Origin of the sequence: Winogradskyella epiphytica, assembly GCF_003217215.1 — a bacterium.
Taxonomy (GTDB): domain Bacteria; phylum Bacteroidota; class Bacteroidia; order Flavobacteriales; family Flavobacteriaceae; genus Winogradskyella; species Winogradskyella epiphytica.
This window is the reverse complement of record NZ_QJTD01000001.1, coordinates 552,223-568,430: the sequence shown is the minus strand read 5'-3', so window position 1 is coordinate 568,430 and position 16,208 is coordinate 552,223. Positions and strand designations below refer to the sequence as shown.

Genomic DNA, 16,208 nt, shown 5'->3' with positions numbered 1-16,208 from the left:
TGTATTCTGAAAACACAGGTGAGAGTTGTTTTTTTTATAAATTAAATGATGAGAGTAAAAACGAATATGAAAATCAATACGCTTACAATAGTCTTAATTTTAATGGTGGGTTTTTCTCTGAATGCGCAAAATGAGAAAACGAAACCTCAGCCAAAAGTAGGATTAGTGCTCAGTGGAGGAGGAGCTAAAGGTTTCGCTCATATTGGTGTGCTTAAGGTTATAGACAGTTTAGGATTAAAAATAGACTATGTAGCTGGAACAAGTATGGGAGCCATTATTGGTTCTTTGTATGCTTCAGGATATTCAGGGAATCAGTTGGAAGCCTTGTTTCAAACTCAAGATTTTAATGAGTTAATCAATGATGCTTTTCCTAGAGCGTCAAAATCGTTTTATGAGCGAGAAAATGCGGAAAAATATGCAGTTACCTTACCATTCGATAAATTTAAAATTTCTTTACCATCAGCCTTATCTCGTGGACAAAACGTTTACAATTTACTATATCAATTAATGCTTCCTGTGAAGGATATTAATGATTTTGAAAAGCTGCCAATACCATTTTTCTGCGTGGCGACAAATGTTGAAACTGGCGAGTCCCTAATTATGGACAAGGGGAGTTTAGCTGAGGCGGTTTCTGCAAGTGGTGCCTTACCGTCTTTATTTCAACCTGTGATTATAGATGGAAATATTTTAATTGATGGCGGTGTTACTAATAATTTTCCGGTAGAAGAGTTACGCGCTAAGGGTATGGATATAATAATAGGTGTTGATGTACAAGATGCTTTAAAAGATAGGGAGTCTTTAAAGTCGGCACCTGATATATTGATGCAAATTAGTAATTTCCGTACCATAAATGCTATGAAAAGCAAGGCCGAATTGACGGATATCTATATAAAACCAGATATTACTAATTTCTCGGTGATTTCATTTGATGAAGGTGGAGATATTATTGCTAATGGTGAAAAGGCTGCAAGAGCAGAACTCACACAATTACAAAAAGTAAGACAACAACAGCCTAGGGATTTTAAGCGACCAGAAGCGCAAGTTTTAGATAGTTTAAAGATAAATGCAGTGAGTATTGAAGGGAATGAACGTTATACACGATCTTACCTTATAGGGCGATTGAAATTAAAAGATGATAGAAAAATTAGTTATCAAGACTTTAAACAAGGGGTAAACAACCTTATTGCAACCAATAATTTTGATACGTTTAGATACCAATTGGAGTCTACAGAGGATGAAAATGAGTTTAACCTTAAAGGGGAAATAAAAGAGACTGAAACCTCTACTTTTTTAAGACTTGGACTTCATTATGATGGACTTTATAAAAGTGCCATTCTCGCCAATCTTACTAAAAAGAAATTATTATTCAATAACGATATTGCCTCTTTAGATTTAATATTAGGTGATAATTCTAGATATAATTTCGACTATTTTATTGATAAAGGTTTTTATATCAGTGTCGGATTAAAATCACGTTATAATCAATTTAATAAAAATGTAAACCCCTTATTGGCCTTAGAGGAAGATTCACCAATACTATTAGGCTTAAATAAGCTAGATGCTGAGGTGTCAGATTTTACAAACCAATTGTATTTGCAAACCATTTTTAGAAAAGATTTTGCTCTTAGAGCAGGCATTGAGCATAAGCGTTTAAAAATTACCTCAGAAACTATCGTAGATGATAATCAGAGTAATGAGGTAACTTTTGAAAATACAGACTATTATAGTGTTTTTGGAAATTTAAAATTCGACGATTTTGATAATGCTCACTTTCCTAAAAGCGGATTTTATTTCAATGGTTATTTTCATTTGTATTTAAATGCTTCTAGTTTTAATGCCGACTTTGAAGAGTATTCAATAGCAAAAGCAGATATAGGATATGCGTTTAGTTTTAGTGATAAGTTGGCCTTAAAAACGGAAGCAAATGGTGGGTTTAAAATTGGTGATAAATCAACAAAAGCTTTAGGCTTTGCTATTGGAGGTTACGGAGCTAACTTTATAAATAACTTTTATTCATTTTATGGATACGACTATTTATCCTTAACAGGAGATAGTTTTGTAAGAGGGACTCTAACTTTGGATTATGAGGTTTTTAAAAAGCACCATATTCTTTTGGCAGCAAATTTTGCCAATATAGATGATGGTTTGTTTGAAACCGGACAATTTTTTTCTTCTCCAGATTATACGGGCTATGCCATAGGTTACTCTTTAGAAACCTTTTTGGGACCTTTAGAAGGAAAATACAGCTACTCACCAGATACAGGTGATGGTTATTGGTATTTTAACCTTGGGTTTTGGTTTTAAATTCCTGCCTAGTCAGAATTCCAATTATTAAAAACTCCGTCTACGGTCACATCGAGCGTAGTCCAGATGTTTTCTACAGTTTATAACTCAGCTTAAACATCACAATGCGCGGTAGGATAAATGTTCTGATATCACTAATTACAAAAGCATTAAAGGAATTTTGTTGTTTAAATTTTACATCAAATAAGTTGGTAGCATTGACTTCAAATCCCCAAGGACTATCTTCTTTTTGATAGAATAATGAAGCGTTAGCAGTATCAAAAGTGTTGGTTGTGTTTTGACTTTTATTATTATAATTTTCAAAGGTATAATCTGCTTTGAAGATAAAGTCGTTTAAAAAATCGTATTCCAGAATCACTTCAAATCGGTCATTTTCAAATTCATTATTTAAACCTCGCGCTTTATAGTTGCTAAAACCTTTGGTATAATTGATTTCTAAAGTGGGATGCTTTTTAAAAAACGTTTCTATACCAACAGTTGAAGAAATCGATTTTGAAATATTAAGGTTCGTTTCATCATTCAAAATCTGAAAAGTATCATTATAGCTAAAGCGAGAACTTAAGTTGTAGCGTATTTTTTTAATTTTTTTTGAAATCCGTCCACTAAGCATCCAATTATGTTCTGGCTGATCGAACATAATAGCAGTATTAAAAGATTCTATACCGTTGAGTTCCGAAACCGTTTTTATACTTTTTAAACGTTTGTTAAAACTGGTGTTGAGATTGAAATTAAGATTTTTAAACCACATCACATTTTTTAAGAGAGGTTGGTTAATAAATAATAACGAGATTAAACTAACGAGGTATTTACTAACGAGTAATGAATTACGAGAAAAAAATAAACCTGTACAGCTTTTTTTTTAACCAATGGCAATAACAGCAATATTATGCCAGGTTAAAACACATATTTTCAGTTATTAACAAGGCAAATCTAAAAAAAAAGCGAGATGGAAACTACCAAATCTAATGTGAGTAATTTTAATATCTACGGTTTTCTCGTAACGTTGCTGTGGAAAAACCGTAAATGAACAAGTAAAATCTTATAATATGTAGTAGTGTCAGTGTTGGTTTTACAAATCCTTATTTTAAATCGCAATTTTTTTCGATATTTGTGAGCATGAAACCATTCTGGCCCAACCTAAAACTATATCTTCATTACCTTCTTAAAAGGAAGCCAGAATAAATTCTCATGAATTCCTGTGAAAGCAGAAGTCTCTCTAATTTCACTTTTTTTAGTGGAAAACATAGGGTCAACTTAAAATCATTTTTTTGTACCTTTAAGCACAGTTTTATTTATACCAAATAAAGGCATAAACAATTCAACTTTTAAACCTATCAAAACATGCCATTTTATCATAAATTAGGAAAAATTCCCCCAAAACGCCATACGCAGTTTAAAAAACCAAATGGCGATTTTTATTACGAACAGTTGTTTGGGACTATAGGTTTCGACGGTATGTACACCAATAGTTATCACGAACAACGACCAACACAGGTTAAAGAAATAAGAAAGCAATATAGCGTTGCACCTAAAATTGCTAAAGAAAACAGTATACAATCTTATCGATTTAGAGGTTTTCAAGTCAAACCAGAGACCGACTATCTAGATAGTAGAAAAGTAGTTTTAACAAATAGCGACTGTAGTATTATTTTAGCAGCACCTAAAACTTCTATAAAAGATTATTTTTATAAAAATACCGATGCGGATGAACTAATTTTTATCCATAAAGGGACGGGTAAATTGAGAACTATGTTAGGTAATCTCGATTTTAAATATGGAGACTATCTTTTAGTGCCAAGAGGAATTATTTATAAAATTGATTTTGATACTGAAGATAATAGATTATTCATAGTTGAATCTAAGCGTCCTATATACACGCCAAAACGTTACCGAAATTGGTTCGGGCAATTATTGGAACATTCACCGTTTTGCGAACGCGATTTAAGACAACCACAGGAGTTAGAAACCTATAACGAGTCGGGAGACTTTTTAATTAAAATAAAGAAGCAAGACGATATTTTTGAAATGGTTTACGCCTCACATCCTTTTGATGTGGTAGGTTATGATGGTTATAATTATCCGTATGCCTTTTCAATTCACGATTTTGAACCTATAACGGGCCGTATTCATCAACCACCTCCAGTGCATCAAACTTTTGAAACCGATGCCTTCGTGGTTTGTAGCTTCGTGCCAAGGTTATACGATTACCATCCACTGTCGGTGCCTGCACCATACAATCATAGTAATATTGATAGTGATGAAGTTTTGTATTATGTAGATGGCGATTTTATGAGTAGGAATGATATAGATGCTGGTCATATTTCATTACACCCAGCAGGTATTCCTCATGGGCCACATCCAGGAGCTATGGAACGTAGTATTGGTAAAGTGAAAACCGATGAATTGGCGGTAATGGTAGATACATTTAAGCCTTTAAAAGTAACGGAAGAGGCACTAAAAATTGCAGATGAAGAATACTTTAAATCTTGGCTTGAATAAAAAAACAACAACAATAGAAAATATTAATAATTCAAGAAAAATTAGAAATATATGAGAAGATATAAATGGGCTTATTAAAATAAGTTTCATCTGAATCTTCGCTCTAATTTTTCGATTTTAAATAAATAAACATGAGTAAAAAAGAAGTAAAAAGTGTCAACTACGGATTAGAAAAAATATTTGAAGGTGCTCAAGATTTCCTTCCACTTTTAGGAACGGATTATGTAGAACTTTATGTGGGTAATGCAAAGCAGTCGGCTCATTATTATAAAACGGCATTTGGTTTTCAGTCCTATGCTTATAAAGGTTTAGAAACGGGTTCAAGAGACTCCGTGAGTTATGTATTAAAACAAGATAAAATTCGTTTAGTCTTAACGACACCTTTAAATAGTAAGTCGCCTATTAACGAACATATCGTAAAGCATGGTGATGGTGTTAAAGTTGTAGCCTTATGGGTTGAAGATGCTCGAAAATCTTACGAAGAAACTACGAAGCGTGGCGCAAAATCATTTATGGAACCAACGGTTGAAAAGGATGAATTTGGTGAAGTGGTGAGAGCTGGAATTTATACCTATGGTGAAACTGTGCATATGTTTGTAGAGCGCAAAAATTATGACGGTGTGTTTATGCCAGGTTTTGTAAAGTGGGAAAGTGATTACAGCCCAGAACCAGTAGGTTTTAAATATATAGACCATATGGTAGGAAATGTGGGTTGGGGACAAATGAACCAATGGGTTAAATGGTATGAAGACGTTATGGGGTTTGTAAACTTCCTATCTTTCGATGATAAACAAATCCATACCGAGTACTCTGCGCTTATGAGTAAGGTGATGAGTAACGGAAATGGAAGAATCAAATTTCCTATTAATGAACCGGCCAAAGCTGCTAAAAAATCTCAAATCGAGGAATATTTAGATTTTTATGAAGATTCAGGAGTGCAGCATATTGCTGTAGCTACAGATGATATTATTGAAACTGTTGCGCAATTAAAAGCAAGAGGAGTAGAGTTTTTACCACCACCACCTCAAGCTTATTACGATGATATTCCAAGACGTTTAGGATCTCATATGGATATGATGAAGGAAGATATTAAAGAACTTCAAAAACTGTCTATTCTAGTAGATGCCGATGAAGAAGGGTACTTACTTCAGATTTTTACGAAGCCAGTACAAGACAGACCAACATTATTCTTTGAAATTATTCAGAGAATGGGAGCTCAAGGTTTTGGTGCAGGTAACTTTAAGGCGTTGTTCGAATCTATTGAGAGAGAGCAAGCGAAAAGAGGAACGTTGTAGAAAAACGTATTGTGTTTGGTATTATAACTAAACAAACTTAATTAAAAGTCCCCCTTCATTCTGGGTTTAGCTAGAATAAAGGGGGGCTTTTTTTAATTTTATTAGAGATGTGCCAAGTAAGTCTATTATATCATTTAGTTTTGAAATAGCACCTGTTTTTAGTGGTAATAAATGGATTTGTCGGGTTTGGAATGGATATTGTATTTAAGTTAATTGTAACACAAAAACTGAGTTACATTAATTATATTTACAAACTTGAGATTTTGAAACGACTATGCTAAAAGTTTTATCGCTTATTGAAGTGATTAATGACAAAGGGCACATGAACGTCAAAGCTCAATAGACCAAAACACATGAAATATTTATTTACTATCATATTGTTCTTAGCGGGATTTCAAACGCCAAAGGTTGAAAAGAAATCAGCATTTCAAAAAGGGGAATGGTTTAAATTTGAAATGAGTTATAGTGGCTTCTTAAAAGCAGGTAATGCAACTTTATCTGTAAAAGAGTCGAGAATGAATGGAAAAGACGTTTACCATGTGGTGGGGAAAGGGTGGACGACAGGACTTATTAAAGCATTTTTCAAAGTAGAAGATAGGTATGAAAGTTATTTTGATAAAGAAACCTTATTACCTTATAAATTTATTAGGAAAATAGATGAAGGAGGTCACACTAAAGATATAGAAATTACGTTTGACCATGAGAAGAAACAAGCTGAGGTTTTTAATAAAAAACATAAAAAAGTGACCACTGTAGCCACCGAAAAGGATGTTCAGGATATGGTATCTGCTTTTTACTATCTCAGAAATAATTATGATACCGAAAAGATTTCTGTTGGTGATGTTGTTCAGTTAACTATGTTTTTTGATGAAGAAAATTATGGCTTCAAACTGAAATACTTAGGAAGAGAAACGATTAAGACAAAATTTGGTAGAGTAGAAACACTAAAATTTAGACCTTACGTTATGGCAGGTCGTGTATTTAAAGAAGAAGAAAGTTTAACACTGTGGGTGAGTGCAGACGACAATAAAATTCCTTTAAGAATCAGGGCCAATTTAGCAGTAGGTTCTCTTAGAGCAGAATTGGTCGCTTTTAAAGGATTAAAGCACTCCTTTCAAATAGATTATAAAGATTAAAAGATTAATTATGTCAAACCAACCTAACTACGACGAAATTATACAAGCACTTCAAGAGAAGTACGACAAAATAGATCAAGATACAGACGACCATTTATACGGCTTGCTTTATAGCAAGCCTATTACTTATTGGGATTATATTCAGACCGATGCCTTACTAAGTCTTCAAACCCAGCGTACAACCCTTCCTGATGAGATGGTATTTATTGCCTATCATCAAATTAATGAATTACTTTTTAAAATGATTCTTTGGGAACTTTCTCAAGTGGCAGAGAAAGAAGATTTAGATGTGACGTTTTTTGAGGAAAAACTCATGCGTATAAGTCGTTATTTCGATATGCTTTCAACCTCTTTCAATATTATGAGAGAAGGAATGTCGGTAGAACAGTATATGAAGTTTAGATATACCTTAACTCCAGCGAGTGGATTCCAAAGTGCACAATATAGACAGATTGAATTTGCTTCAACAGAACTCATCAACTTAATCGATTATAGATTTAGAAAGGACATTGACAGAAACACACCTTATACTCACGCATTTGAGCATTTATATTGGCAAGCTGCAGGAAAAGATTATAAAACGGGCAAAAAATCCACACTTTTAGTTAATTTTGAAAAACGTTATAAAGACGAGTTTTTAAGGTTTATGGAAGCCTATAATACGAAGAATCTTTGGACACGTTTTAAGGAGTTACCAGAGCAAGATCAGAAAAACGAAAAGCTTGTAAAAGCCATGCGTCACTATGATTATACGGTAAACATCTCATGGGTAATGGCTCATTACAATGCAGCTAAACATTATATTGAAAGTGGTATAGGAGATGGTGAAGCTACAGGAGGCAGTGATTGGAAAAAGTACATGCATCCTAAATATCAAAGACGTATTTTCTTTCCGGAATTGTGGAGTAATGAAGAATTAGAGAACTGGGGAAATAATTTATAATTAACTTAATTAATGCAGTTAAAACAATTAGTAGCAATAGCTGTAATTGCAGTAAGTATTTATGCTTGTAAAGAGGATAATTCGGCTGAGATAGCTTTCAAAAAAGAAGAGGCAGAACATGTAGAGGAAGAAAAGATTCTCGAGTTTGGTTTTGATATTAATAATTATATTGTAAAACGCGACACCATAAGAAAGGGTGATAGCTTTGGAGAAATTTTAGGTCGAAATAATATCGGTTATCCAAATATATTTCAAATTGCTGAAGTTGCTAAGGACACTTTCGATATAAGAAAACTTCATCCCGGTAGACCTTATACGCTATTGTATTCAAAAGATTCTGAAAACGATAGCCTTCCACAACCTGAAACCTTTATTTATCAACCAAATCAAGAAGAGTATGTGGTTATAGGATTAAAAGATTCTATTCATGCCTATACTAGCAGAAAGCCGGTTACTTATGTTGAAAAAATTGCGACAGGAGTTATAGAAAGTAGTATTTCAAAAACGCTTGAAGAGAAAGGTTTAAGTCAAAAATTAGCCTATAAAATGGCTGATGAAATTTATGCGTGGACCATAGATTTTAGACGTTTGCAAAAAGGCGATCGTTTTAAAGTGATTTATACCGATAAGTATATCGACGATACTATTTATGCTGGAGTGCAAAATGTAAAGGCCGCATATTTTGAACACAATAAGGATTCCTTATACGCATTTCAATATCAAACGGATTCTATTAAGGGTATTGTAGATTATTTTAACGAGGATGCAAAGAACCTTAGGCGTGCATTCCTAAAAGCGCCAGTTCAGTTTAGTAGAATTTCATCGAGATATAATTTAAAACGTCGAATTGCTGTTTATGGGTATAAAGTTCGTCCGCATAAAGGTACCGACTTTGCAGCACCAAATGGTACACCTATTATGGCAACGGCAAGCGGAACTGTTGTAGAATCAACAAGACGTGGAGGAAACGGTAAATTCGTAAAAATTAGACATAACGATACTTATACCACACAATATCTACACATGAGTAAAAGGAATGTGAAAAAAGGACAATATGTGAAGCAAGGGGATATTATCGGTTTTGTAGGTATGACAGGGAACACAAGCGGACCTCATGTCTGTTATCGTTTTTGGAAAAATGGCAGGCAAGTCGATCCGTTTAAAGAAGATTTACCAGACGCTGAGCCCATCTCAGATAGCCTAAAAGTGCATTATTTAGAGTTTATTAAACCAATAAAACAACGATTAGATAATATTCACTTCTTAGAAGCAGAACCAAAAGACAAAGAGAATACTATTTCTGAAAGTCCAATAATATAGATTTATCATGGCATTAAAGGCAATTAATCCAACGACCACGGACGCGTGGAAAAAGTTACAAGCACATTTTGAAACCATTAAATCTAAACAACTTAAGGATTTATTTGGTTCAAATCCTGAAAGAGCGAATGACTTAACCGTTCAATGGGAGGATTTTTATGCCGATTTCTCGAAAAACCGAATGACTTCTGAAACTCTAGACCTGCTAATAGAACTAGCTGAGGAGCTTGACTTAAGTGATGCTATTTCTAAATATTTTGATGGGGATATTATCAATGCAACGGAAGGTCGTGCGGTATTACACACCGCTTTAAGGGCACCAAAAGACGCACGGGTTTTTGTTGAAGGGGGTAATGTGATACCTGAAGTTCATGAGGTTAAAAAGAAGATAGAAAATTTCACAAACTCAGTAGTTAGTGGTGAACATAAAGGGCATACAGGAAAAGCCATTACAGATATTGTAAATATTGGAATCGGAGGTTCGGACCTTGGGCCTGCAATGGTTGTTGATGCGCTTCAATATTATAAGAACCATCTAAATACACATTTTGTTAGCAATGTTGATGGTGATCATTTTAACGAAGTAATTAAACGTCTTAATCCAGAATCGACACTTTTTGTGATTGTGTCTAAAACCTTTACAACGCAAGAAACCTTATCTAATGCTAACTCTATAAAATCATGGTTTTTAAACACACTTCCACCGGAAGCTGTAGCTAAACATTTTGTTGCGGTTTCTACTAATATTGAAAGTGTAAAGGCATTTGGTATTAATGAAGCAAACATTTTCCCAATGAAGGATTGGGTTGGTGGACGTTTTTCATTGTGGAGTGCAGTCGGATTATCTATAAGTTTAGCATTAGGTTATAAGCACTTTGAAAGTTTATTAGATGGTGCTCATAAAATGGATACCCATTTTAGAACCGCTAATTTTAAAGAAAACATTCCGGTCATTTCGGCTTTATTAACTGTTTGGTACAATAACTTCTTTAATGCTGAAAGTGAAGCAATCATTCCATATACACAGTATTTAAATCAGTTTGCTACATATCTGCAGCAAGGCATTATGGAAAGTAATGGAAAGAGTGTAGATAGAGATGGAAATCCGGTGAACTATCAAACGGGAACACTAATTTGGGGAGAGCCAGGGACGAATTCTCAACACGCTTTTTTTCAGCTCATCCATCAAGGGACAAAACTTATACCTGCGGATTTTATAGGTTATGTAGAATCGCTGCATGGAAACAAAGATCATCATGATAAATTGATGTCTAATTACTTCGCACAAACCGAAGCTTTAATGAATGGTAAAACCGAAGAGGAGGTCTTATCAGAATTAAAAACGCAATCCACATCTGAAACCGAGATTTCACAATTAACACCATTTAAGGTGTTTGAAGGAAATAAACCAACGACTTCACTCCTAATTCAGAAATTAACTCCAGAGAGTTTAGGGAAACTTATTGCAATGTATGAGCATAAAATTTTTGTTCAAGGAATCATCTGGAATATATATAGTTACGATCAATTTGGTGTTGAATTAGGAAAACAACTGGCAAAATCCATATTATCTGAACTTAATGAAGGTGCTGACAACGTACAGCATGACTCGTCTACACAGAATTTGTTGTCATATTACAAAAGAAACTGTTAAAAGTTGTTAAAAAGTTTTAATAAGAATCCTTATGCGTGCATAATTCTTATTTAACGTATTGTTACCTTTGTTCTGTTAATATTTTTAACACTTAGGTAACAATATAATTATAGTTATGTGTAATTTTGCACTAATTATTGAAACCAATTAACTTAAATTTTATATGAAAAAATTTAGTCTTTTTTTGTGTACTGTTGTATTAACTTGTTTAACAACATTTGCATATGCCCAAAGCACTATCAAGGGTAAAATTATTGATAGTGACATGAATTCGCCGCTTCCCGGAGCCAATATTGTAGTAAAGGGAACAACTAACGGTACAACTACAGGTTTTGAAGGTGACTTTACCTTAAAAGCTGAATCTAACTCAGGAGAGATTGTCATCTCTTACGTAGGTTATGTAACTCAAACTATAGCTTTTAGTGGAGATACAGATTTAGGTACAATTACTTTAATGTCTAGTAATGTTGGATTAGATGAAATTATGATTGTAGCTTCTGTAGCTGTTGATAGAAAAACACCTGTAGCGGTTTCAACAATTAAGGCCGAAGATATCGCCTTAAAATTAAGTACTCAAGAATTTCCTGAAATCTTAAAATCTACTCCTGGTGTGTATACAACAAGAGCAGGTGGTGGTTACGGTGATAGTAGAATTAACCTTAGAGGTTTTAATTCTGAAAACGTAGCTGTTATGATTAACGGTGTGCCAATCAACGATATGGAAAATGGTCGTGTATATTGGAGTAACTGGGCTGGATTAGGAGATGTAACTTCTACAATGCAAGTTCAAAGAGGTTTAGGTGCTTCTAAAGTAGCTGTAGCTTCTGTAGGTGGTACAATTAATATTATTACTAAAACAACAGATGCTGTTCAAGGTGGTAATATCAATTCAAGTATCGCTAACGATGGGTATTTAAAATACGGAATGACTTACTCAACAGGTTTAACTGATAAAGGTTTTGCTGCAACAGTAAGTGCTTCTAAAATTGGTGGAGATGGTTATGTAGATGGAACAGAATTTTCTGGTTACAACTACTTCGTAAGTTTATCTCAACAAATTAATGAATCAAATAGATTATCTTTTACAGCTTTTGGAGCACAGCAAGAACACGGTCAGCGTTATAACCGTTCTACAATTGCTGAATTAAGAGATACTGATTCAGGCCCACAAAAAGCTAATAAAGATTGGGGTTATAAGAATGGTGAAGTTTATCACCAGTCTTTCAACTTTTACCAAAAACCACAATTATCTCTTAATCACTTATGGAACATCAATGATAACTCTGCTTTATCTACTGCAGTATATGCTTCATTTGGTTCTGGTGGAGGAAGAAGAGATGAAGGTTCTAAAATTGGTGACGATGCCTACAGATTAGGTGCTTCAGGTTTACAGCCAATTGATTTTGATCAAATTATTGCTGAAAACAGAGCAAATGGTGTAAACGGTTCTACTGATATTATTTCATCTTCAAGAAACTCTCATAACTGGTACGGAATTTTATCAACTTATAAGAATAAATTGAATGACAGATTAACAATCTCTGGTGGATTAGATGCTCGTTACTATGTTGGTTCTCACTGGTACCAAGTAGATGATTTATTAGGAGGTCAATTCTTCTTAGATAATGAAAGAGATACGTTTGCTTATGGTAAGCCACTTAGAGTAGGTGATAAGTATAATAAAGATTACGATGGTATTGTATTAAGATCTGGTTTATTTGGTCAAGCTGAATACCAAGTAAATGATAAATTAAACTTGTTTATCGCAGGTGATATTTCAAATACAAATTACAAGAAAAAAGAATTTATGAATAGTGACATCACAGGAAGTAGAACTTCTGAAGCTGTAGACTTTTTAGGTTACGGTATTAAAGGTGGTGGTAACTATAACTTAGATGCTTCAAATAACGTTTTTGTTAATGTTGGTTATTTCTCAAAAGCACCTTTCTTAGTTGGAGTTTTCTTAAATGAAGATACTTTAGATGCTAACGAAAATGCTGAAAATGAGAAAGTATTTAGTGCTGAATTAGGTTACGGATTCCGTTCTGAAAAATTAACAGCTAATGTTAACGTATACTACACGAAGTGGTTAGATAAGACTTACTCTGGTCGAATCGGTTCAGGTGATAACATCTATTACTATAACTTATTAGGAATTGATGCATTACACCAAGGTATTGAAATCGATTTAAGATATAACGCTACTGATAAATTAACTTTAACAGGTATGGCTTCTTTAGGAGACTGGAAATGGAAGAGTAATGTTTCTGCAAGTGTAAAAGACCAATCTGGTGATGAAATTGATTTAGTTGAGGTGTTCGCAAAAGACTTAAAAGTTGGTGATGCTGCTCAAACTACCTTTGCTTTAGGTGCAGATTATAAATTAGCTGCTAAATCTAATATCTATGTAGATTATAACTTTGCAGGTGATAACTATGCTTCTTATGATGTTACAAACAGAGGAAGTAATGATTTACCAGATGTGTGGAAAATTCCTGATTTCGGATTATTTGATGTTGGTTTAAGACATTCATTTGACTTAGGATCTTTTGAAGCTTCTTTAATCGGTAAAGTAAACAATGTTTTCAATACTGAATATATTTCAGACGCAAACGATTTAGACGGAACTGCTTATAAGGCTCAAGTTTATTACGGTCCTGGTAGAACGTATAGTGTAGGTCTAAAACTTAAATTTTAAAAAATACTTAATATGAAAAGAATAATATATTGTTTAGTAATTTTTGGGTTAACCTTTGTAGGTTGTAACCCAATGGAAGATGTCTATGACGAAATGGAAACGTCTGAAGACATTATTGTCGGAATTGACAACTACACCTTAACAAGTGATGATTATGCTGATTTAGAACTAGGATTCGGTAGTTTTAGCTCTGTTGAAGATGCAAAAACTATGTTACCAGGTTTTATCGCAGATAAATATCCGTTTTGGGGAGAAGGTTCTTCTGTAACAATCGGATATCAGTTATACGTAGGAAATGCAGAAGGTGTTAACGATTATACTTCAGCAACTGAATACGAATTAACTACGGCTGATTATGCTTCTGCAGGAAGTGATGCTTTCGGATTTTATCCAGATGTAAATGCTACTGCTGAAATTCCAGCTGTATTAGATGCTCAATTTGCTGGTGCAGAAGAAGGAGATATGCTTTTAGTAAAGTATAAGCACTATACTGAAGTTCCTGATGTTGGAATTTCTGAATTAGTTAACTTTGGTTTTAATGGAGATTTATCTGGTTTCGAAAACATCAGTGTTATCGGTGATGATCAAGAATGGCACCCTTCAAGCTATAATGGCTTAGAGTTTGCAAAAATGAGTGGTTACGTTAGTGGTACTGGTTCTGTTGCAAATGAAGATTGGTTAATTTCTCCTGCTATTGATTTAGATGGTGAATCTAATGTGAGTTTACAAATTAGTCAAGCTATTAATTTTGCTACTGATTTATCATTACTTAATGTAATGGTGTCTTCAGATTATACTACAGGTGGTGATGCCTCAGCTGCAACTTGGGAAGTTATCGATTTCGCAAATGCGCCAGCAGGAAACAACTATAACTATGTTTTATCTGAAAATTTTGATTTATCAGCTTACGATGGTCAAACTATTCATATCGCTTTAAAATATGAGTCTACAGATTCAGAATCTGCAACTTGGCAAATAGATTTCCTTACAGTTAACGCTTTAGGAATTACAGGAGAGTACGATTCTAAAGGTGAGTATTTTGTTTATGAAGATGGTTCTTGGGAATTAGCTGAAAATGTGTATTACTTAAGTACTTCAGATTACGATTCAATGGGTGAAGCTTCTGGTCAGCCAGGAAGATATGATAACTTTAGTAGTTCAATTGATGCTGATAGTTATATCCCAACTTTCTTAAGCATAAAATATCCTTACGCTCAAGAGGAAGATCAAATTTTTGTTATCTACAAATACTTCTCTTCAAACAGCGGTTTAGGTTTAAGAGGACAATCTTATATGTTTGAGAATGGTGCTTGGATGCCACATCAGTCAACAATTTCTACATCTCTTCAATTTGGTTTTGAAGATGGTATCTGGGTTCCAGATAACACGATTAGACATACGTTTACAGATGCTGATTATGCTGCAGTTGTTGCCGCTTTAGCTACTGAATATCCAAATGCTACTAGTAGTATGGAGAACTATGGTAACATGGACAGAAGAGTTGGAAACAGTAACGAATGGACAAATGCTATGGTATTAGATGCTATTGCAGTTGTTTTAGATATTATTGATCCTTCTGCTGAAGATGAGCAAAAATATATTGTAACAATAAATGTTTACAATGGTAGTAATACTACTGAAGACTTCGCTGTAATTAAAATGAATGGCGAGTGGGTTTACCAAAACTAAGGGTAAATTAACTAATGAATAAAAAAATGCCTATCGAAACTCGATAGGCATTTTCTTTATAATAATATTTAGTAAGTAGTAAAACTTGTTACTCCTTCCATCGGACAGTTTCCATAATACGTTTAATGTCCTTTTTTAAATATTCTGAAGCAGGATAGATCGAATCATAATTTGGTTTTGCGTAAAAGTACAATGAACCGCTCAAAAAGTGATTTAAGCTATCTGTAACATAGAATTGAGATTGAGAAGCTGCATCGCCTCCTATTTCATATAACATTCCGTAGACCTTTTCTTCTTCGTTTTTAAAAAGGTTCGTAGAAATGGCATCAGCCTTTATGGTATGTTTTTGTGTGAGGTTTTGAGCGTCTCGTAGTAAGCTATCTAAATTTCCGTTTTTAACCTCTTTATAGGTTAAATAAATCGTGGCTTTCATTGATGGGTATTTAATATCTACACCATTCGCGCTCTCAGATGTTTTAACAGATTTTATTGGTGAGGCTAATTTGTTCATTTCAAATGTAAAAGGAAGTGGAACTATTGCCTTTTCATATTTTGCGGTTGGGTATTCTAATCTTAAATATGCTTTTGGTTTAGGTAAGGTATCGTCACCACAACCTAGCATAAATAAACTTAATATAGGTAGTACTATTCGTTTCATACATATATCCCA

At 33.9% G+C, this 16,208-nt stretch carries 11 protein-coding genes; 9 read left to right on the top strand and 2 right to left on the bottom strand.

Annotated elements, in window-relative coordinates; all coding sequences use genetic code 11:
* Positions 1-48 precede the first annotated feature (48 nt).
* On the top strand, positions 49-2,304 hold the full coding sequence (locus DFQ11_RS02495; protein WP_373287845.1) for a patatin-like phospholipase family protein: 2,256 nt from the start codon (positions 49-51) through the stop codon (positions 2,302-2,304).
* 73 nt (positions 2,305-2,377) lie between these two features.
* On the opposite strand, the gene DFQ11_RS02490 is transcribed toward DFQ11_RS02495, so the two are convergent.
* The gene (locus DFQ11_RS02490) at positions 2,378-3,052 is read right to left on the bottom strand and encodes a hypothetical protein (RefSeq protein ID WP_110474029.1); all 675 of its coding nucleotides are present in this window, start codon (positions 3,050-3,052) and stop codon (positions 2,378-2,380) included.
* A 593-nt stretch (positions 3,053-3,645) separates the two neighbouring features.
* Between DFQ11_RS02490 and DFQ11_RS02485 the strand changes: the two genes are divergently transcribed.
* The 8 genes from DFQ11_RS02485 (at position 3,646) to DFQ11_RS02450 (ending at position 15,538) form a co-directional block, all read left to right on the top strand.
* Complete coding sequence (locus DFQ11_RS02485; protein ID WP_110474028.1) at positions 3,646-4,803, top strand: homogentisate 1,2-dioxygenase; 1,158 nt, start codon at positions 3,646-3,648, stop codon at positions 4,801-4,803.
* 131 nt (positions 4,804-4,934) lie between these two features.
* Positions 4,935-6,098, top strand: coding sequence for a 4-hydroxyphenylpyruvate dioxygenase (gene hppD, locus DFQ11_RS02480; RefSeq protein ID WP_110474027.1), 1,164 nt, complete (start codon positions 4,935-4,937; stop codon positions 6,096-6,098).
* 353 nt (positions 6,099-6,451) lie between these two features.
* Positions 6,452-7,234, top strand: coding sequence for a DUF3108 domain-containing protein (locus tag DFQ11_RS02475; RefSeq protein WP_110474026.1), 783 nt, complete (start codon positions 6,452-6,454; stop codon positions 7,232-7,234).
* Between the two features lie 10 nt (positions 7,235-7,244).
* Positions 7,245-8,177 carry a tryptophan 2,3-dioxygenase family protein gene (locus tag DFQ11_RS02470; RefSeq protein WP_110474025.1) on the top strand — a complete coding sequence of 311 codons (933 nt, stop codon included), beginning with the start codon at positions 7,245-7,247 and terminating at the stop codon, positions 8,175-8,177.
* Between the two features lie 12 nt (positions 8,178-8,189).
* Positions 8,190-9,497: a M23 family metallopeptidase gene (locus DFQ11_RS02465; RefSeq protein WP_110474024.1), complete on the top strand. Its 1,308-nt coding sequence runs from the start codon at positions 8,190-8,192 to the stop codon at positions 9,495-9,497.
* Positions 9,498-9,504: 7 nt separating this feature from the next.
* Complete coding sequence (pgi, locus tag DFQ11_RS02460; RefSeq protein ID WP_110474023.1) at positions 9,505-11,151, top strand: glucose-6-phosphate isomerase; 1,647 nt, start codon at positions 9,505-9,507, stop codon at positions 11,149-11,151.
* Between the two features lie 163 nt (positions 11,152-11,314).
* On the top strand, positions 11,315-13,849 hold the full coding sequence (locus DFQ11_RS02455) for a TonB-dependent receptor (RefSeq protein ID WP_110474022.1): 2,535 nt from the start codon (positions 11,315-11,317) through the stop codon (positions 13,847-13,849).
* 12 nt (positions 13,850-13,861) lie between these two features.
* Entirely contained in the window at positions 13,862-15,538 is a 1,677-nt protein-coding gene (locus DFQ11_RS02450) for a choice-of-anchor J domain-containing protein (protein WP_110474021.1), read from the top strand.
* A gap of 88 nt (positions 15,539-15,626) precedes the next feature.
* Here DFQ11_RS02450 and gldD read toward each other — a convergent pair whose 3' ends face one another.
* On the bottom strand, positions 15,627-16,196 hold the full coding sequence (gene gldD / locus DFQ11_RS02445) for a gliding motility lipoprotein GldD (RefSeq protein ID WP_110474020.1): 570 nt from the start codon (positions 16,194-16,196) through the stop codon (positions 15,627-15,629).
* Positions 16,197-16,208: the final 12 nt, after the last annotated feature.